This is a genomic window from Parageobacillus sp. VR-IP (genome assembly GCF_013357975.1).
Lineage (GTDB): Bacteria > Bacillota > Bacilli > Bacillales > Anoxybacillaceae > Saccharococcus > Saccharococcus caldoxylosilyticus.
Genome location: NZ_JABVYQ010000008.1, coordinates 1 through 19181, shown reverse-complemented (window position 1 = coordinate 19181; position 19181 = coordinate 1). Strand labels below are relative to the sequence as shown.

19 protein-coding genes are annotated in these 19181 nt (G+C 47.4%); 9 read left to right on the top strand and 10 right to left on the bottom strand.

What is annotated here, in order from left to right; genetic code table 11:
* Positions 1 to 51: 51 nt before the first annotated feature.
* From HT574_RS16665 to hutP, 4 genes are all read right to left on the bottom strand, one after another.
* A complete protein-coding gene (locus HT574_RS16665; protein ID WP_175245535.1) occupies positions 52 to 783 on the bottom strand; it encodes a TerC family protein in 732 nt (243 codons plus the stop codon).
* Positions 686 to 979 (bottom strand): hypothetical protein, encoded by a 294-nt coding sequence (locus tag HT574_RS16660; RefSeq protein WP_175245451.1) that lies wholly within the window; start codon positions 977 to 979, stop codon positions 686 to 688. Before HT574_RS16660 ends, HT574_RS16665 begins: the two co-directional genes overlap by 98 nt.
* A gap of 16 nt (positions 980 to 995) precedes the next feature.
* On the bottom strand, positions 996 to 2510 hold the full coding sequence (gene hutH, locus HT574_RS16655; protein WP_175245465.1) for a histidine ammonia-lyase: 1515 nt from the start codon (positions 2508 to 2510) through the stop codon (positions 996 to 998).
* A gap of 102 nt (positions 2511 to 2612) precedes the next feature.
* Positions 2613 to 3062, bottom strand: a complete 450-nt coding sequence (gene hutP, locus HT574_RS16650; protein WP_175245464.1) for a histidine utilization transcription antiterminator HutP — start codon at positions 3060 to 3062, stop codon at positions 2613 to 2615.
* Between the two features lie 200 nt (positions 3063 to 3262).
* Between hutP and HT574_RS16645 the strand changes: the two genes are divergently transcribed.
* On the top strand, positions 3263 to 4108 hold the full coding sequence (locus tag HT574_RS16645) for an SPFH domain-containing protein (RefSeq protein ID WP_175245463.1): 846 nt from the start codon (positions 3263 to 3265) through the stop codon (positions 4106 to 4108).
* Between the two features lie 15 nt (positions 4109 to 4123).
* Positions 4124 to 4312: a type II toxin-antitoxin system antitoxin gene (locus HT574_RS16640; RefSeq protein ID WP_017436119.1), complete on the top strand. Its 189-nt coding sequence runs from the start codon at positions 4124 to 4126 to the stop codon at positions 4310 to 4312.
* 246 nt (positions 4313 to 4558) lie between these two features.
* Here the strand turns inward: HT574_RS16640 and HT574_RS16635 are convergent, their stop codons facing one another.
* Complete coding sequence (locus HT574_RS16635) at positions 4559 to 4798, bottom strand: hypothetical protein (protein WP_175245462.1); 240 nt, start codon at positions 4796 to 4798, stop codon at positions 4559 to 4561.
* Positions 4799 to 4932: 134 nt separating this feature from the next.
* Between HT574_RS16635 and HT574_RS16630 the strand changes: the two genes are divergently transcribed.
* From HT574_RS16630 to HT574_RS16610, 5 genes are all read left to right on the top strand, one after another.
* Complete coding sequence (locus HT574_RS16630; protein ID WP_175245461.1) at positions 4933 to 7260, top strand: xanthine dehydrogenase family protein molybdopterin-binding subunit; 2328 nt, start codon at positions 4933 to 4935, stop codon at positions 7258 to 7260.
* On the top strand, positions 7247 to 8080 hold the full coding sequence (locus HT574_RS16625; RefSeq protein WP_061580448.1) for an FAD binding domain-containing protein: 834 nt from the start codon (positions 7247 to 7249) through the stop codon (positions 8078 to 8080). The genes HT574_RS16630 and HT574_RS16625 overlap by 14 nt, the downstream gene beginning before the upstream one ends.
* A gap of 4 nt (positions 8081 to 8084) precedes the next feature.
* Positions 8085 to 8561, top strand: a complete 477-nt coding sequence (locus HT574_RS16620) for a (2Fe-2S)-binding protein (protein WP_175245460.1) — start codon at positions 8085 to 8087, stop codon at positions 8559 to 8561.
* A 201-nt stretch (positions 8562 to 8762) separates the two neighbouring features.
* Positions 8763 to 9194, top strand: coding sequence for a MerR family transcriptional regulator (locus tag HT574_RS16615; protein WP_175245459.1), 432 nt, complete (start codon positions 8763 to 8765; stop codon positions 9192 to 9194).
* A 3-nt stretch (positions 9195 to 9197) separates the two neighbouring features.
* Entirely contained in the window at positions 9198 to 10355 is a 1158-nt protein-coding gene (locus HT574_RS16610; RefSeq protein ID WP_017436128.1) for an MFS transporter, read from the top strand.
* A 45-nt stretch (positions 10356 to 10400) separates the two neighbouring features.
* Here the strand turns inward: HT574_RS16610 and HT574_RS16605 are convergent, their stop codons facing one another.
* The 4 genes from HT574_RS16605 to HT574_RS16590 all read right to left on the bottom strand — a co-directional run bounded on the left by HT574_RS16605 (position 10401) and on the right by HT574_RS16590 (position 15989).
* Complete coding sequence (locus tag HT574_RS16605; protein ID WP_256411269.1) at positions 10401 to 11675, bottom strand: saccharopine dehydrogenase family protein; 1275 nt, start codon at positions 11673 to 11675, stop codon at positions 10401 to 10403.
* Positions 11596 to 13077, bottom strand: coding sequence for an aldehyde dehydrogenase family protein (locus HT574_RS16600; RefSeq protein WP_175245457.1), 1482 nt, complete (start codon positions 13075 to 13077; stop codon positions 11596 to 11598). Before HT574_RS16600 ends, HT574_RS16605 begins: the two co-directional genes overlap by 80 nt.
* A 78-nt stretch (positions 13078 to 13155) precedes the next feature.
* On the bottom strand, positions 13156 to 14814 hold the full coding sequence (locus HT574_RS16595; protein ID WP_175245456.1) for a thiamine pyrophosphate-binding protein: 1659 nt from the start codon (positions 14812 to 14814) through the stop codon (positions 13156 to 13158).
* A 5-nt stretch (positions 14815 to 14819) separates the two neighbouring features.
* On the bottom strand, positions 14820 to 15989 hold the full coding sequence (locus tag HT574_RS16590) for an LL-diaminopimelate aminotransferase (RefSeq protein WP_175245455.1): 1170 nt from the start codon (positions 15987 to 15989) through the stop codon (positions 14820 to 14822).
* A gap of 211 nt (positions 15990 to 16200) precedes the next feature.
* Between HT574_RS16590 and HT574_RS16585 the strand changes: the two genes are divergently transcribed.
* Entirely contained in the window at positions 16201 to 16356 is a 156-nt protein-coding gene (locus HT574_RS16585) for a hypothetical protein (protein ID WP_175245454.1), read from the top strand.
* 231 nt (positions 16357 to 16587) lie between these two features.
* On the opposite strand, the gene HT574_RS16580 is transcribed toward HT574_RS16585, so the two are convergent.
* Positions 16588 to 18045 carry an NAD-dependent succinate-semialdehyde dehydrogenase gene (locus tag HT574_RS16580; protein ID WP_175245453.1) on the bottom strand — a complete coding sequence of 486 codons (1458 nt, stop codon included), beginning with the start codon at positions 18043 to 18045 and terminating at the stop codon, positions 16588 to 16590.
* A gap of 671 nt (positions 18046 to 18716) precedes the next feature.
* Here HT574_RS16580 and HT574_RS16575 point away from each other — a divergent pair.
* A partial coding sequence (locus HT574_RS16575) for an amino acid permease (protein WP_175245452.1) occupies positions 18717 to 19181 on the top strand: 465 nt, incomplete at its 3' end.

The following is a 19181-nucleotide window of genomic DNA, read 5'->3' as shown; positions in this document are numbered from 1 at the left end:
GTGGTTCTTCTTCCCCCCATCCGCGGACAGAGAAAGGACTATTTTCCTCCCTTAGACAATCGTTCCTTCCTTGCTTTCCGCTTTTTTATTGGTCGCATATCCGACAGCTAATACGAAAATGGTTAATCCTACGGTAATCGCGTAAGTGAGCGGTCCTTTCTGAAGATGAAGAAGACGCATAAATCCTTCATCTTCCATCACCATTTTTCCACCTGTCCATGCTAAAATTCCTGATCCGACATAAGCGATCCAGCGATGTTTTTCCATCACCTTCATAATGGCTTTTGAACCGAAAATCATAATGGGAATGCTGATGGCCACACCGAAGGCGATCATGCCGACATGTCCTTCTGACGCCCCCGCCACCGCTACAACATTATCCAAACTCATTACCGCATCGGCGGCGATAATCGTCATAATCGCTTTCAACAAGCGGTCTGATGACTGAACATGCGCTTCTTCCTCCCGTTCAACCAGCACTTTATAGGCAATCCACAGAAGCAATAGTCCGCCTGCTAAATGAACGAACGGCATTTCTAGCAAAAAGACAATGACAGTGGCAAATAAAATACGCAAGAGAACTGCGCCGCCTGTCCCCCAGAAAATCGCCTTGTTTTGCTGATGCTTTGGCAGCTTGCGAGTTGCCATCGCAATGACCACGGCATTGTCACCGGATAAAATAATATCAATCGCAATGATTTTCAATAATGCCAACAGCGCTTCTGAAGAAATAGTCAAACAAATGCACCTCTTCTCCTCTTTTAATGCTGCTTGTCCTCTCATAATCAAATAGTTTGTTCTTCTTCATCTTATCGTAAATATTTTCGGTCATCAACTTTGGCAAGACTGGTTTTTCGCAGCCGCATAAAAAAGAGCAAGGGCCGATGCGCCTGGCTGCTTGCTCGATCATTAGCGTTGAGGAAACTATTATTCTCGCCTGCCTCTCTTCCTCTTTCCTCTCTATTTTTTCTATTTCCATTTGCCATTCCTGTTCTTTACGAATACTGATTTTCCTTTTGCCAAAACGTCTCATCCATCTGCTTTAGCCATTGCGCGATAGCTTCGATGTCACCGGAAAATACACGGTCATGGGTAATCGATGGTACGATGTTGCGCGCTTCTTCGTAAAGCTGCCGCGTTTTTGCCGCCATTTTTTCTACGCCGCGGTACTCGACCGCCTGCAATGCGCAAATCAATTCAATGGCTAGCACCCGTCTTGCATTTTGCACAATCGCATAAGCGTGGCGCGCTGCAATCGTCCCCATACTGACATGATCTTCTTGGTTGGCCGACGATGGAATCGAATCGACGCTGGCCGGATGAGCGAGCGTTTTGTTTTCCGAGACGAGCGATGCCGCTACATACTGCATAATCATCGCGCCCGACTGCAGACCGGGCTGTGGGCTTAAAAACGGCGGTAGATCATTTAGCTGCGGGTTGACAAGACGCTCAATGCGCCGTTCCGATATGTTGGCCAGTTCCGCTACGGCAATTTTCATAAAATCCATCGCCAAAGCAATTGGCTGTCCATGAAAGTTTCCACCCGAAATAACAGCGGAGCCATCGTCAAAAATAAGCGGATTATCGGTGGCCGCGTTGATCTCGATTTCCAGTTTTTCTTTAACGTACTCGAGCGCCTGCCACGATGCCCCATGCACTTGTGGAATGCAGCGGAGCGAATACGCATCCTGCACGCGCAATTCCCCTTGTTTCGTCACCAGCTGGCTGCCGGCCAAATAACCTCGGATACGCATAGCGACGTCGATTTGCTGCGAAAATCCACGGGCAACATGAATCCGTTCATCCAATGCATCAATAATGCCGCGCAGCCCTTCCATCGTCATCGCAGCAATCAGCTCGCTTTCATACGCCAGCTTCTCCGCTTCGATATAAGCCACCACTCCCATGGCCGTCATCGCCTGTGTTCCGTTAATCAACGCCAGCCCTTCTTTTGCTTTTAGCACAATTGGCGCAATTCCTTCTTTCGCCATCGCTTCAAACGCCGTCATTCGCCTGCCGTGATAAAACACTTCTCCCTCCCCTGCTAACACAAGAGCTAAATGGGCAAGCGGCGCCAAGTCTCCGCTGGCCCCGAGCGAACCTTGCTGCGGAATGACGGGATGAATGCGCGCGTTAAGCAAATCGAGCAGCCGTTCAATCACGATTGGCCGAACTCCCGAGTACCCTTTTAATAACGCATTCGCCCGCAACAAAAGCATCGCTCGCGACACCTCTTCCGGAAACGGCTCACCGACTCCGCATGCGTGCGAATGAATTAAATTGACTTGCAGCTGTTCGACGTCGTTGGCGTCAATCAGCACATCGCTAAACTTGCCAAACCCGGTATTAATGCCATAAACGATTTGCTGTTTTGCGACAATGTCTTCGACTGCTTTCCGGCTCTTTTCCACCGCCTTCATTCTTTCTTCTGAGGCAATGACGAGTTCGTTATGATAAAGAACTCTCTTCACTTCTTCGATCGTCAATGTGTTTCCCGTTAATACGACCATTTTATCTCCGCTCCTTTTTTCGTAAAAATCAAAAAGGAGGCTGCCGCTGTGAATTTGAACGACACAGCATTCAGCCTCCTACTAAACTCATCGCTATAGGCTTTATATATGATTGATTCCTAATCCGACCGTCTCGTGCTCCAACCCGCGAATCGGCGCGCCGATCGTCCCGTATAAAGCAACAGCAATCCATTCTCCTTCCGCCGCATTTTCATACGGCGTCCCTCTGACAACAGCGAAACGAAGGCCGACCGTTCTCATTAAATCTCCTAGCTCCACTTGCCCCCTCGTTACTCCTTGCACTGCCTCGACAACCGCATGATAGAGCGCGTGCATTTCCCGATACAGCTCACCGTCAACAACATGGGTGCGCTTTGCCGCTGTTTCAATCGCAGCGACAATTTTTTGCAGCTCCATCGAGCCGACTTTTCCTTTACAATAACGCCATGATAAATAATCTAAATGCCTTGTGATCTCCAGTTCTTCTTCTCCGTCGAACATCGCCAGCAATATGGCGTTCCGTCCGATCCGCGCTTTTGCTTCTTTTAGCATGTGGTCATGCACCTTTTTTGTTTTAATTTTCTAAAAATATTGTATCGTTTATTTTCTCGTTTTGTCAATTTATTTTTACCATATTTTAACAAGTTGATGTGTTAGCAAATTATTAGAATAAAGGAAATAAAATATTTACATTTATTTCAAAAAGTGATATCATTTTAATATAAATTAGATATTAAAGAGGGGCGAAGTAAATGAAAGAAACAAAAACATGGTATATGAATGGATTTATCGGGATTGTATGCATCGCCGCCCTCGCTGCCGCAGCGTTGCTAAGCGTATTGCATGAACAAATCGTTGTTGCCGCTCTACTCCTTGTCGTCGCGGCCGTTTTCGCTACCGGCGTTACGATCGTGCAGCCAAATCAGGCAAAGGTAGTCATTTTCTTTGGCCGCTATTTAGGGACGATTCGCGACAGCGGGTTATTTCTCACCGTCCCGCTCACCATCCGTCAAAACGTTTCCATGCGCGTGCGCAACTTTACGAGCAGCAAGCTGAAAGTGAACGATGTACAAGGAAACCCAATCGAAATTGCCGCCGTGATTGTATTCCGCGTCATTGATTCTGCCAAAGCGGTGTTTGACGTCGATCATTACGAAGAGTTTGTCGAGATTCAAAGCGAGGCGGCAATTCGTCATGTAGCGACGAAATACCCGTACGATACATTCGGCGATGAAGATGAAATTACACTGCGCGGAAACGCCGATGTCATTTCCGATGTGCTCGCTGCCGAACTGCAGGAGCGGCTGCGAGTGGCGGGAGTGGAAGTGATGGAAGCACGCCTTACCCATCTTGCCTACTCTCCGGAAATCGCCAGCGCCATGCTTCAGCGCCAACAAGCGGCCGCTATTTTAGCAGCGCGAAAAAAAATCGTCGAAGGCGCGGTCTCCATGGCGCAAATGGCGATCGAGCAGCTTGACAAAGAGGGAATTTTGGAGTTAGATGATGAACGAAAAGCCAATATGGTCAACAACTTAATGGTTGCCATTGTTTCGGAACGGGCGACCCAGCCGGTCATTAACACTGGCAGTCTATATTAACGGTTGTGGAGTGCTATGGCAAAAAAGAAAAATTTCCCTCTTCGCATTGACCCAGCTCTGTATGAAGTCATTGAACAGTGGGCGCAAGACGAGTTCCGCAGCGTCAACGCCCATATTGAATTTTTGTTGCGTGAAGCCGCCAAACAAGCGGGACGGTTAAATAAGCGGAAAAGAAAAAATGATCCAGATGTGGAAAGAAGCTAGCGTTTCGAGATGATGAAACGCTAGCTTCTTTATTTTTCAGTCATCGCTATTTTCCAAAAGAATACAATGATAACAGAGCCTATTTCTCCGGTGAAATTTAGAAGCAAAATAATTTCCTCCTTAATGATCATACACTCAGTTCAATTGCAATCTACTTATTGATTTTCTCTATATGTGAACTAACGTCGTCATACTAAACAACCGCTTTACCACATAAAACGGACGGACGGGAAAATTTTTTATTTTTTAGTGAAAGCGGCAGACGTTTTGGCGGGTTTTGCGGCGAAATTCCGTCGAAGTTAAAAAGTTTGCTTGATGCCGCACCGCTTTTCCAGGGCAAAAACGGCATGCACACCATCCGGCATCCGATTTTACATCAAACATTAATGGCCAAAGCCGCACCTCGTGATTTTCGGCGCAACTCGGATGCAAAACCGCTCGTTTCTTTTTTCGATTTACTGCTTCTTGACGGCAACGAAGGAGCACGAAAACTCCTCCGCAACCAAAGCAGATGGAAAGGCATCACGCAAGAAAGCACCACAGAAAAGATATTTTTCGATATCGATACAAAAGAGGACTATCTACATGCCATCAAACAAAGCGAAAAAAGGAGGGATTCGATGGCTATCGGTAAAAGCGTCATCCGCAAAGAAGCATGGGACAAAGTGACCGGAAGAGCCAAATACACGAACGATTTCAAAGAAAAAGGCATGCTCCACGCCAAACTCGTTACCAGTCCGTACGCCCATGCGCGCATTCACGCGATCGATACCGAAAAAGCGCGCTCCCTTCCCGGTGTGCGCGCGATCATCACCGGCGAAGGGCTGCCGCTGACAGGAGAAGACTTGCGCGACCGTCCTCCCATCGCCTTTGATAAAGTGCGCTATCATGGCGAAGTCGTTGCCCTCGTCGTCGCCGATACACTTGTGCATGCAGAAAAAGCGGCCAACCTTGTTCATGTCGTCTATGAACCTCTTCCTGCCGTCGGCAAGCCAAGCGAAGCGCTAAAAAAAGGGGCCCCCCTTATCCATGAACAGCTAGAAAGCTACCAAAAGAACGAGCATACCTATCCCGAACCGAACACAAACATCGCCCATCGCACCAAAATCCGCAAAGGCAATATAGAACAAGGCTGGGCGGAAAGCGACGTCGTTGTGGAAACGAGCGTGGCCTTTTCCCCTTCCGACCACGTGGCAATGGAAACGAGATGCGCCACTGCGGAAATCCTTCCAGATGGCCATATTATCATTTCCGCTTCCTCCCAGTCCCCATTTATGATTAAACGGCTCATCAGCACCTATTTTGGAGAGGATGTTGGCAACATTATCGTCCATACTCCGCTTGTCGGCGGAGCGTACGGCGGAAAAGCGCCTGTGCAGCTCGAGCTTCTCGCCTATCTGGCATCGAAAGCGGTGGGGGGAAGAAAGGTCAGCGTCTGGAATACAAGAGAAGAAGATATGATCACCTCTCCGGTCCATATCGGTCTGGAAGCCACCGTCAAGCTTGGCGCCACAAAAGACGGCTATATCAAAGCGGCGGAAATCCTGTTTTTATTTGACGGCGGCGCCTATTCCGATAAAGCGATCGATGTCAGCCGCGCCGCCGCCGTTGACTGCACCGGACCGTACCATATCGAAAACGTTTGGTGTGATTCGTTATGCGTCTATACGAATCATCCATATGCCACCCCATTCCGCGGCTTTGGCCATAGCGAGCAAGCATTCGCCATCGAACGGGCCATGGACTTGCTTGCCGAAAAGTTAGGCATGGACAAATGGGAATTGCGGCGCAAAAACGCGATTCGCCCCGGCCATACTACCCCAACGCAAGTGCTGTTAAACCGCAGCAACGTCGGCAATTTGCCAGCTTGCCTCGATCGTTTACGCGAGCTAATGGAATGGGACGAATGGCAACGCATCGAAATCGATGCTTATACCGTACGGGCAAAAGGCATCAGCTGCGCGTGGAAGACGTCCACGATTGACCCCGATGCCAGCTCCGGCGTCATTTTAACATTTAATCCTGATGGAAGCGTCAATGTCATCTCTGGAGTGGTTGAAATCGGAACCGGAACGAAAACGATCCTTGCCCAAATCGTTGCCGAGAAATTAAAAATGGACGTTAACGATGTCTACGTCAAAATGGACATCGATACGCAAACGACCCCCGAACATTGGAAAACGGTCGGAAGCCGAGGCACCTTTATGTCGGGCAGGGCGGCGCTCGCAGCGGCAGACGATGCCATCCGCCAGTTAAAAGCGATCGCGTCTTGCGTGCTCCGTGCATCGGTGGAAGATTTAGAAGTTGGCTACGGAAAAGTATTTTTGCGCGATGATCCTAGCATCTATGTTCCGGTTAAAGACATCGCCTACGGCTACAAATATCCAAACGGCAATGCGATCGGCGGGCAAATCATCGGACGGGGAAACTATATTTTGCGCCACATGACCCCGCTCGACAAAGAAACGGGCGCGGGCAAACCGGGACCGGAATGGACGGTCGGCGCGGAAGGAGTGGAAATTGAATTCAACCGCCGCGACTACACGTATAAAATCCTCAAAGCGTTCGCTGTCATTGATATCGGCAAAGTTCTCAACCCGAAAGCCGCACTTGGGCAGGCGATGGGAGCAATGAGCATGGGACTGAGTTTTGCGAGCCGTGAAACGTTTTTATTCGATCGCTACGAACGTGTGCTAAACCCACAATTGCGCACTTATCGGCCCATTCGCTTCGGCGAACATCCGGAATATATTGTGGAGTTTATCGAAACGCCGCAAATCGATGCGCCATACGGGGCGCGCGGCGCCGGCGAACACGGGCTGATCGGCATGCCGGCTGCATTGGCAAACGCTTTGTCGCTCGCCGCCGAAGTGCCGCTCAATGAACTGCCGCTGATCCCTGAGCTGATTTGGCGGAAAAAGAAAGGTGACAGCCATGATTCCATTTGAGATTACTTATCATCGCCCTCGCTCCATTGAAGAAGCGGTGCATCTGTTTGACACCTTGCAGCAGCAAGGCAAAAAACCGCTCTATTATGGGGGCGGAACGGAAATTATTACGCTCTCCCGCCTCCATCTTGTTGCTGCCGACGCGGTCATTGACATTAAACATATTCCCGAATGCCGTACGCTGGAATTCAATCCGCACGAACTCGTGCTCGGGTCGGCATTGCCGCTGACCACATTAGAAGAGGCCAATCCATTTCCGCTCTTGACGAAAGCGGCGCGCGAAGTCGCCGACCGAACGGCGCGCAACCAAATCACCCTTGGCGGCAATATTTGCGGGCAAATTTTTTATCGCGAAACGGTATTGCCGCTTCTGCTTTCTGACAGTCAAGCAGTCATTGCCGGGAAAGACGGTGTAAAACAGTGCAGCATTCATGACGTCTTTTTACAGCACATTCGGTTAAAACCCGGACAATTTCTCGTACAAATGAAAGTCGACCGCTCCTGCGCATCGCTGCCCCATTTCCATCGCAAGCGCCGCAAACAAGGTAAAGTCGGATACCCGCTTGTCACTGCCGCCGCCATCAAAAAAGACGGGCAAATCCGTGTGGCATTAAGCGGCGTATGCCCATTTCCATTCCGTTCGAAAGAGATGGAAGAGCGGTTAAATGCACGCCATCTCCCCTTACATGACCGCATTGAGGGAGCGATCCGAGCTCTGCCGCGTCCAATTTTAGACGATATTGAGGGATCGGCAGCGTACCGTCTGTTTGTTCTCAAACAAATGCTTTTCGATATGATCGACGAGCTGGGAGGGGAGTAAGCAAATGGAATCCTCAACCAAATGTGAAATGCAGTTGCTAGTGAATGGGGAAACAAAATCTGTCGTCGCTCGCCAAGGAGATACATTGCTATTTGTTCTCCGTAACGAACTTGGTCTCACTGGGGCAAAACCTGGCTGTTTAAACGGCGATTGCGGCGCCTGCACCGTGTTGGTCGACGGAACGCCAATCAAATCGTGCATGATGCTTGCCATCGAAACGGTCGGAAAGGAGATTACTACGATCGAAGGACTTCATAACACGCCGATTCAGCGGGCGTTTGTCGAACATTTTGCCTTCCAGTGCGGCTACTGCACCCCCGGCTTTATTATGAATGCTTACGCCTTGACGGAAACAAAACCTGACGCCGATGACGCCACCATTCAAGAATGGCTCGAATCCAACATTTGCCGCTGTACGAGCTATCAGGAAATCGAAGCGGCGGTAAAAGAGGTGTTAAAGCAAAAGCGGAAAACCGAATAGTTTGCCTTTAAAAGCGGCTATCCCTCTTCAACAATAAAGGGATAGTCGCTTTTTTGCGTCCGTTGCAATATCGTTGCTCTTTTTTTACTATATTTTTCTAAATACAGTCTATTGCTTATTGACGAAATCTAACGTTAACGTTAATGTTATATTTATAGCGGCAACCTTTATGCATAAGTAAACGGAGTGTGAGGAACGAGGATGCAGCGATTCAAAATTGACGACGTCGCCAAAGAAACAGGATTAACAAAACGGACGATCCGCTACTATGAAGAAATCGGCCTCATTAAGCCCCCCGAACGCAGCGAAAAAGGGACGCGTCTTTATACTAAAGAAGATGTTGAACAATTAAAAAAAGTGATTGCTGCCCGCGAGGTACTAGGATTTTCGCTGCAAGAACTGCACCATTTTTTGACATTGAAAAAGGCGATCGAGTCTCATCATTTCGAGTATCGCAACGCTGTAGATCAAGACGAAAAAAAACAAGAACTGCAAAATATTGTTTCTATCCTTCGGAAACAAATTGACATGCTTGAGCAAAAGATGAAAAAAATGCTCGAACTAAAAAATGAGCTAGAACATCTCGAACAGCGAGTTCAAACGATTTTGCAGGAAGAGGAGAGGAGAGGATAAATCATGGAGGAAAGAAGACAAACACGCGCCCGCTGGATTACTGTGTTTGCGACATTTTTAGCATTTATGGGAATCGGCATTGTCGACCCGATTCTACCGGTCATTGCCAAAAGCATTGGAGCAACTCATTGGCAAGTAGAAATGCTATTTACCGCATATATTTTTACGATGGCAATCATGATGATTCCATCTGGAATGATGGTTAGCCGTATAGGAGACAAACGGATGATGGCAATCGGGCTTAGTATCGTTACTGTTGTTTCCTTATTGTGCGGCTTATCCAATACGATTCCGCAATTATCCATTTTCCGAGCTGGATGGGGGCTTGGAAACTCCATGTTTTTTGCTACCGCGATGACGTTATTGATTGCCTTAACCCCGCAAGCAAACACTGCCGTAGGCCTTTACGAAGCAGCCATCGGCCTTGGGATGGCAGGCGGGCCGCTTGTCGGCGGTCTTCTCGGTCAGCACTCATGGCGATACCCATTTATCGGAACGAGTATTTTCATTTTTATCGCACTTCTTCTGGTCGTCTTTTTTGTCTATGATCCGAATAAAGGAAAACCGAGAAAAGCAGTCGGCATGAAAGAAATGCAGCATTTATTAACGTTCCCGCCTTTTCTTAAAGGCGCAATCGGCGCGATGCTATATTATTATGGCTTTTTCGTTGTTCTTGCCTATTCGCCATTAATTATCGGGCTTTCTGCCATTCAAATTGGTTTTGTCTTTTTTGGATGGGGGCTTTGCCTTGCGTATGGATCAGCGATTTTGTCGCATCGCTTGGAAAAAACGTATACAACAAAACAAATTTTGCCATATAGTTTGTTGGTTTTTGCGGTGTTTTTGCTGCTATTGTTTATCACTAAAAACACATGGTTATTGATCGCTTTCATTATTTTATCCGGTCTTGTTTCCGGTTTAAACAATGCTTTATTTACAAGCTATGTCATGGAGGCATCTCCGTATGAACGCGGCATTACTTCCGGAATGTACAACTTCGTTCGCTGGATGGGTGCCGCTATCGCCCCGGTGTTATCGGGGATTATCGGTCATTCGGTTTCCGACAAAGCGCCATTTATGGTCGCAATGGTTTTATCCTTTATTGCCTTTGCCTTTTTAATTATCCGAAAACAACAACCTTCTCTGACGCAAACAAATTAAGACTGATTTTAGGTGGAGACTTTCCACCTAAAACCAGCCTTCTATTCATTCTTTTACATATCGTTTTTCTTTAATCACTACCCCCCGCTTTTCCATTTCCTTGATGTAAATGTCTCCTGGAACGATTTGCTCCGGCGGATAAACCCCCCGTTTTTGAATGACTCCGCTTCCGATCATTTGCGCGACGACCGAGATCGTATTGGCAGTAGTCCGTGCCATCGCTGTCACGTTGTTTTTGCGGTCTTTAAACGTTACCGTTTCATATTCCAAAATTGTCTCTTTGCCGTTTTTGACTCCGCCGACAATGACCCGCAATAGCACGACATCCTCTTTATCTTTTAAATCCAAGAGCGGCAATAAAACCGCTAAAAGCACGTCGCGCGGTTTCACTTTTTGTCCTTTTACTTCCACCTCGTAGTCGTCTCTTGTCAAATTCAAGTCGACGAGCAGTTTAAATTTTTCTGCGTGCCCAGGGTAGCGGATCGTTTTATATTCCAAGCATTCCAATTGCGGATAAGAATGGGACAGCGTCGAAGTCCCTCCTGATGTATGAAAAGCTTCCAGCGGGCCAAATTGATCAAAATAAATCGTTTCCACTTCCGATAACGACGGGATTTCTTGCTTTTTCCCATCGCGAATAATGAGAGATGGATCGGTATAATGATCAAGCAGCCCTTCTAGTGAAAATACATGGTTGTATTCGAGCGGCGGCTCCGGGCGTACAGGAATTCCGCCAACATATAGTTTGATCAATTTTAACTCGTCTAATTTGCTCGCACCGTACCCTGACAAAATATTGATCATTCCCGGCGCGACTCCTAAATCCGGAATGATCGTAACACCAGCTTGTTTGGCTTTTTCATTTAATTGTAATACTCTGTCGGTAATATGATCGATATGCCCCCCTAAATCAACGGAATGCACGCCAACTTCGATCGCCGTTTTCGCTACGATTTCATTAAAACGATAAAATAACGCGTTAATGACAACATCGTGCTCACGCATCAGCGCCGCCAACTCTTTTTCATTCGCCGCATCAACTTGCTTTGCTTCTATTTTGCTAGAATACAATTGTTGACAAGCTTTCTCCGCCTTTTTACGATCGACATCGGCTAAAGTTACGGCGGAAACGCTCTCGCTTTGCACTAAATCACGCGCCGCCTCTTTTCCCATCAGTCCGGCCCCAAGCACTAACGCTTTCATGGCATGCCCCTCCTTATTCTTTCGCTGATGAATTCGATTATTCGTCAATATCGATTTGCGCCCGTTGCAATTTGCCGCTGAAATCAATATAAACGCTTTTCCATTCGGTAAACACATCAAGCGCCGCAACGCCAGAGTCGCGATGGCCGTTTCCCGTTCCTTTCGTGCCGCCAAACGGCAGATGAATTTCCGCCCCCGTCGTACCGGCATTGACATAGACAATACCTGTATCTAAATCGCGCATCGCTTGAAACACTTTGTTCACGTCTCTTGTAAAAATAGAACTCGATAATCCATAATCAACGCTGTTGTTGACAGCGATTGCTTCTTCTAAACTGCTTACCGAAATAATCGAGACAACCGGGCCGAAAATTTCTTCGCGCGCAATGCGCATCGTTGGTTGAACATCCGTAAAGAGAGTAGGAGCATAATAATAGCCTTTTTGATACTCTCTATCCCGCAAAATATATCCCCCGGTTAATAGCTTTGCCCCTTCTTCCTTGCCGATTCGCACATAACGGTCAATTTTTTGCAGCGCCTCGTCGCTAATGACCGGGCCGACTTTGACGTTTTCGTCCAATCCGTTTCCAATCGTTAATGTCTTCATTGCTTCTAGCAATCTATTTTCTAATTCTTCCTTCACCTCTTCATGAACAATGACACGGCTGCATGCCGTACATCTTTGTCCTGACGTACCAAATGCGCTCCACAAAATGCCTTCTACCGCTAACGATAAATCGGCGTCATCCATGACAATGACAGCATTTTTTCCGCCCATTTCCAGCGACACTTTTTTCAAGTGGCGGCCGCACTTTTCGGCAATAATCCGCCCGACTTCGTTTGACCCGGTAAAGGAAATCACTTGCACGTCCGGATGCTCTACCAACGCATTTCCTGTCGTTGGGCCGTCACCGTGAACAACGTTGAACACCCCTTTTGGCAATCCTGCTTCTTCGAATATTTTCGCCAGCTCCTGCGCCATAAATGGTGTTTCCAACGCTGGCTTCCATACGACCGCATTGCCGGCAACAATAGCCGGAAACGATTTCCACGTTGCGATCGCAATTGGAAAATTCCACGGAGTGATGATGCCGACAACTCCAACTGGCACGCGAACGCTCATCGCAAATTTATCTTTTAATTCCGAAGGAGTCGTGTCGCCGAATAACCGTCTTCCTTCGCCAGCCATATAAAACGCCATGTCAATTCCTTCTTGCACTTCCCCGCGCGCTTCCTCGAGCACTTTTCCCATTTCCTTCGTTAATAGTCTAGCAAGCTGTTCTTTTCTCTCTTTTAATAAATAGCCGACTTTATATAACACTTCCGCCCGTTTTGGCGCCGGTACGAGCGCCCACTCTTTTTGCGCGGCTTTCGCCGCTTTTACCGCTTCATCGACATCCGCTTCGATCGAAACCGTTACTTCTCCAATCGTTTCGCCGTTTGCCGGATTGATCACCGGAGCAAATTGTTTGCTAATCGACGCTTTCCATTCCCCATTAATAAAATTCAATACTTTCACAAGCCAGATTCCTCCTTAATCATTTATTTTTCTATTAAGAAATTTATGCATTTACTATCATGGCTATTATGCAAATGTTTACCGAGAGTTCGACCGCTTTCGCAGCTCGTCGATCGTCGCGGTCACGGAAATTTGGTTTGGATCTGTCATGACTTCGATCACCGTTGGTTTTGTTTCGTTAAAGGACTGAATAAGCGCTCTAGTAAATTGGTCTTCTGTTTCTACGCGAATGCCGTTGGCGTTTAAACATTTCGCCAATTCGGCAAACGAAACATGCCCTAAGTCCGTCCCGATGACCCGTTCTGGAAAGTGAAGCTCTTGATGCATGCGGATGGTTCCATACATGCTATTATTAAAGACGATACTAATAATCGGAATATGATATCTAGAAGCGGTTTCTAGCTCTTGCATCGTCATCATAAAACCGCCGTCTCCTGATAGAGAAACGACGACTCGCTCCGGAAAAGCAAGCTTAGCGCCAATCGCCGCCGGCATGCCGTATCCCATCGCGCCGGAAGTAGGACCGATATACATCTGTGTTTCGGTAAATTGGAAAAAGACATGAAGCCAGCCGGCGAAATTGCCAGCATCATTCGTAATGATCGCATCGTTTGGCAAATGTTGTTGCAAGCTGGCGATGATCGCTTCATTAAAGTTCCGTTTTTCCGCCGGAAGCGCCGATGCTTGCTCATATTGTTTCCGTCTCGCTGCCGCCCAATCGCCCCAAGATGGCTCTACAGCAGTTTCCAGCAGTTTGGCAAGCGCCTCTTTGCAATCTGCTACAATCGCTGCAGCCGGCGGGTATACTTTTCCTAACACATCGCTGTCGATATCGATATGAATCAGCGTCTGATCCGGCGAAAGCAAACGATAATCTTGTGTCGTCACTTCCGATAATCGCGTCCCAAGGGCGATCACGACATCGGCCTGTTGTACCGTTTCGGTGATCGATTTGGGCGTTCCTAATCCAAGATGGCCGGCATAAAGCGGATGGTCGTTTGGAAACACGTCATGCCGCCGGAAAGCAGCCATCACAGGAATGGAGTATTTTTCAGCAAATAACCGCAATAGCTGTTCTGCCTTCGCTAGCTTGACTCCTCCACCGGCAATGACAACTGGCCGCTTCGCCCTTTGCAATATTTCCTGCACGCTCCGCACATCCTCTGCGCTTGGAGCAGGTCTCGGTATATCTATATCCGAAATTACCGCTTTTCCAATATCTTGAAGAAATATATCTTCCGGAAGCGAGATGACGACAGGTCCTGGCCTGCCCGTTTGGGCGATGCGAAACGCCCGCTGCACCAGCTCCGGTATTCGTTCCGCCTCGCGAATTTCCACGGTCCATTTCGCAATCGGCTGGAAAAACTGGTCTAAATCGACTTCCTGAAATCCTTCCCTGCCGCGGAAATGGCGGTGTACCTGTCCTAACAATATGACCATCGGCGTGGAATCCTGTTTTGCTGTATGGACACCGATTGCCAAGTTAGCGCCTCCGACTCCCCGCGTCGCCAGAACAACACCCGGTTTTCCCGACGCTTTTGCATAGCCTTCCGCCATAAAGGAAGCGCCGCCTTCATGGCGGGCCGAAATCAGTTGAAGTGAAGGTTCATCAAAAATGGCATCCATCAGCGGCAAATAGCTTTCTCCCGGCACGCAAAATATGTGAGAGATGCCCTCCCGTTTCAGACAATGAACGATCGCTTTGGCCGCTGTGATGTTGCGGATCGTCTGTTTCATCGTTTCTACGCCTCCCAATTGACTTGTTTCAACCGCTCAACCGCCTGCCGCAGCCGCTCTATCGGCGCAGATAAGGATAATCGGACATATCCTTCCCCCGACGGCCCAAACGCTGTTCCTGGAGTGACAATCACGCCCGCTTCTTCGAGCAGCTTCGCGGCAAATTGCGCGGATGAATATTCTTTGAAAATAGGAATCCATAGAAAAAATGTTGCTTTCGGACGCTGCACTTTCATTCCCAATGCCTGCAGCGCTTCGACCATCATATTCATTCGCTGCTCATAGATTCGGTTATTTGCTTGCACAGACTTGTGATCGCTCATCAGTGCTGCCGCAGCCGCTTTTTGAATAGGAATAAACTGGCAAGTGTCCGTGTTGCTTTTAATAATTGAAAGCGCTTTAATCACATCTTTGTTTCCGACGATATAACCGATGCGGCAGCCCGCCATGTTGTAGCTTTTCGATAAGGAACCGAATTCGACCGCTACTTCCTTTGCCCCGTTTACTTGTAAAATGCTTGGCGCTTTAAATCCTTGGAAAGTAACAAACGAATAAGCGGAGTCATGGACGATGAAGATGTGGTGCTTTTTTGCCAGCGAGACCGCCTCGGTGAATGTATCCATGCCGACAGTGGCCGTCGTTGGATTGCTCGGATAATTTAAAAACATGATTTTGGCATCCTCATAAATGAGCGAAGGAAGCTTGGAAAAAAGAGGAACATAGCCATTTTCCGCATCGAGCGGCAAATAAACACTTTTCCCTCGCGCGAAATGCACAGCGGTGCGGTAAACCGGATATCCTGGATCGGGAATCAACACCATGTCTCCCGGATTGAGCATAGCCTGCAGTAAATGTACAATTCCTTCCTTTGACCCGATTAACGCTAACACCTCGGTATCGGGATCCAACTGTACTCCATATTCCCGCTCGTAAAAATGTGCCACCGCTTCCCGATATTCTTTGCACCCCGCATACGGCGAATACGTATAATTGGTTGGCTCGTTTAACTCTTCTTTTAACTTTTCCACCACAAAAGACGGCGGCGGTAAATCAGGAGCGCCGATTCCTAAATCAATGACATCGATCCCCTTCTTGATCAACTCTTCTTTCTTCTTTTGAAACTGCGAAAATAAATAAGGAGGCATCGTTCGGACGATATCGGAAAACATATTCATCCCTATCCCCTCGTATGAAATAAATACCTTCTCTCTTAATCTATGCTTTTGCTTGCTTATTTAAACATTTTTCCCAAGAAGTTTCCTTCCTCTAAATAGAGAAGGGAGAAATGAATCGGGAGGTTTTTGATTCCTGAAAACGAACATATCTACAGATTGAGTATGCAAGAAGTAGTAGAAGGGGCTGAACCGCCCCATCGGTTGGGTGCCGATGTTGCTTACGAAATCCATCGATGCAGGCATCGAGTGGAAGGGGAAAGCGATCGCCTTCTTCTATGCAGAAGCTTCTTCGATGGAGATGGCAAGAAACTCCCTCCTCTCAAAAAATGTAGGAGGAATCGGTTCATCCCACAGCATCCTAAGTTGACGAACCTGTAAACAACCTAACAGAAACCGTTTTGGCCAAATAAAAATAAACGGCCAGTATCATCAAACGATGATGATGAAACTGGCCGTTGTCTACGCATGCAGATCGCCGATAAAGGCGCCGCAATAGACTACGCAGTTTTTTCACTATCATACTTATGCAACCAGGAAGTCGGTCATGAATATTTTTTATATCGCTGCTCTTGCCATGAGTGGCGGCAAAAACGTCATGTTACAAGGATCGGATCCCCATCGATACGTATTTCAATTCGACGAATTCGAAAATCCCTTCTTTGCCGCCTTCTTTCCCCAACCCTGATTGCTTCACGCCGCCAAACGGCGCTTCGGCCACAGCCGGGAATACATCATTAATGCCGACGATGCCATATTCCAGCTTCTCCATCACACGATACGCGCGGTGAAGTGAGTCGGTAAAAATATAGGCAGCTAGACCGTACGGCGTATCGTTCGCCTGACGGATCACTTCTATCTCATCGGCAAACGGCTGCAGCGGCAGAAGCGGGCCGAACGTTTCTTCGTTCATCACTTTCATCTCTTTCGTTACGTTCGCCAACACCGTTGGTTCAAAGAAATACCCTGGATACGCCCCTTCCCATCGTTTTCCGCCATAAAGAACGGAAGCTCCTTTTTGCACGGCATCGTCTAAATGGTCTTGCACTTTTCTTACCGCTTCTTCGTTAATCAATGGACCGATATCGGTTGTTTCATCCAATCCGCTGCCAATGGAAAGCTGTTGTACTTTGGCTATTAGTTTTTTTACAAAAGCGTCCCAAACCGTCTGCTGCACATAGACGCGATTGGCGCAAATACACGTTTGCCCACAGTTGCGGAACTTGCTCGCCAGTGTCAGTTCCGCCGCCAAATCCAAATCGGCGTCCTCAAATACGATCACCGGCGCGTGGCCGCCCAGTTCCAGCGACAGTTTTTTCACTTGATCCGCGCTTCCTTTCATTAACAAACGCCCGACTTCGGTCGAACCAGTAAACGTAATCAGACGCACGTCTGGATGGCTCATCCAACACTTCCCGATCGAAACGGCATCACCAGTGACAAGGTTGACCACGCCAGGAGGAAGCCCCGCTTCTTCAAGGATTTTCACGATTCGATACGCGGTCAGCGGCGTCTCCGGCGCTGGCTTCAACACGACCGTACACCCAGCGGCAAGAGCCGGCGCGAGCTTTCGCGTAATCATGGAAGCCGGGAAATTCCAAGGGGTGATTGCGGCGACAACGCCAATTGGCTGCGGGATGACCATCAGCCGTTTATGCTTGTTCGAGGAAGGGATGATTTCTCCATAAAGACGGTTCGCTTCTTCCGCGTACCAAAGGAAATAGCTGGCGGCGGAATCGATTTCGGCGCGCGCCTCTTTCAGTGGCTTTCCTTGTTCGGACGTCAAAATAGCGGCAAGTTCTTCTTTTTGTTCCTTCATTTTTTCATAGGTGGCGTATAAAAATTGGGATCTCTCTCTTGCCGTTTTCCCTGACCATTCCGAAAACGCTTGACGGGCGGCACGCACCGCTTGCTCTGCGTCTCTTTCATCCCCATGCGAAACTTCTGTAATCGCTTCCAATGTTGCGGGATTTTGTACTAGAAGCGTTCTTCGGCTTTTGGCGTCCTGCCACGTTCCATCAATAAAAATTGTTTTTGTGTAGCGAGAAAAGGTAGTCATCGCCAATTTCCTCCAATAAAGAACAATAGTGTTTGAGCGCCTTGCCTACGACACAAATTCACTAAATAAGAGGTGATCTTCATTTCAGATGTACCATAAAAACTTCATTATCGAAATGATAGGACTACTAAAAGTCAGGAATGGATCTTTGTTCATTAAAAGAGAATTCCGCATTAGCTATTTTATTAAAGAAAAGGCTTCACAAAATGATATACCTCATTAAAAAAACAGAGATCCCTACATCAATGCTCTTTATTCGCTATGGAAAGTTAGATAGCACAATGAAACTATTAACTTCTATCAATATAGACTATTTCGATACTTATTTAGAAATATATTTTATGCTTGTTTAAACAAATCCGGAATGAATTGGTACTCGAGCTAACAATATGATAATAAATTTTGAATAATTTGTAAATATATTCTTGGTATTTATTTTAAAAATTACAATATTTCTAAATAATAAAAATGTTTGATTAGAGCTTTTTGATCATCGTTGAATAAACAGGAGGTGAGTTGATGGAGCAAATATTTGAACATATAGACGAAAATTAGAAAGCGCTTACAATCATGTGAAATAAAAAATTTTTTACCCAAAAGCATTCCCAATTCCTTTGCTTAATTCTGTTCATTCCCAAACTCGTCATTTGATAAAAAGGAGTGATTTATTGATGGAAACATCGACAAAATCAATGGTTACCGCTTCTGCTGTTTTACATTCCGAAAGCGGGCTAAGACGAAAATTAAAAACCCGCCATTTAACGATGATTTCCCTCGGCGGCACCATCGGCACAGGTTTGTTTTTAGCCAGCGGCGGAATGGTGCATGCCGCGGGACCGGGCGGGGCGCTTGCCGCTTATATTGCCATCGGCGTTATGGTGTACTTTTTAATGGCAAGTCTTGCCGAAATGGCTGCCTATATGCCCGTTTCCGGATCGTTCAGCACCTATGCGACGAGATTCGTCGACCCTGCGTTAGGATTTGCGTTAGGCTGGAATTATTGGTATAGCTGGGCGATTACCATTGCGGCGGAGCTTTCCGCGGTGACGATGATTATGAAATTTTGGTTTCCGAACAGCCCATCGCTTTTATGGAGCGCGCTTTGTTTAGCGATTATGTTCTTATTAAATTATTTA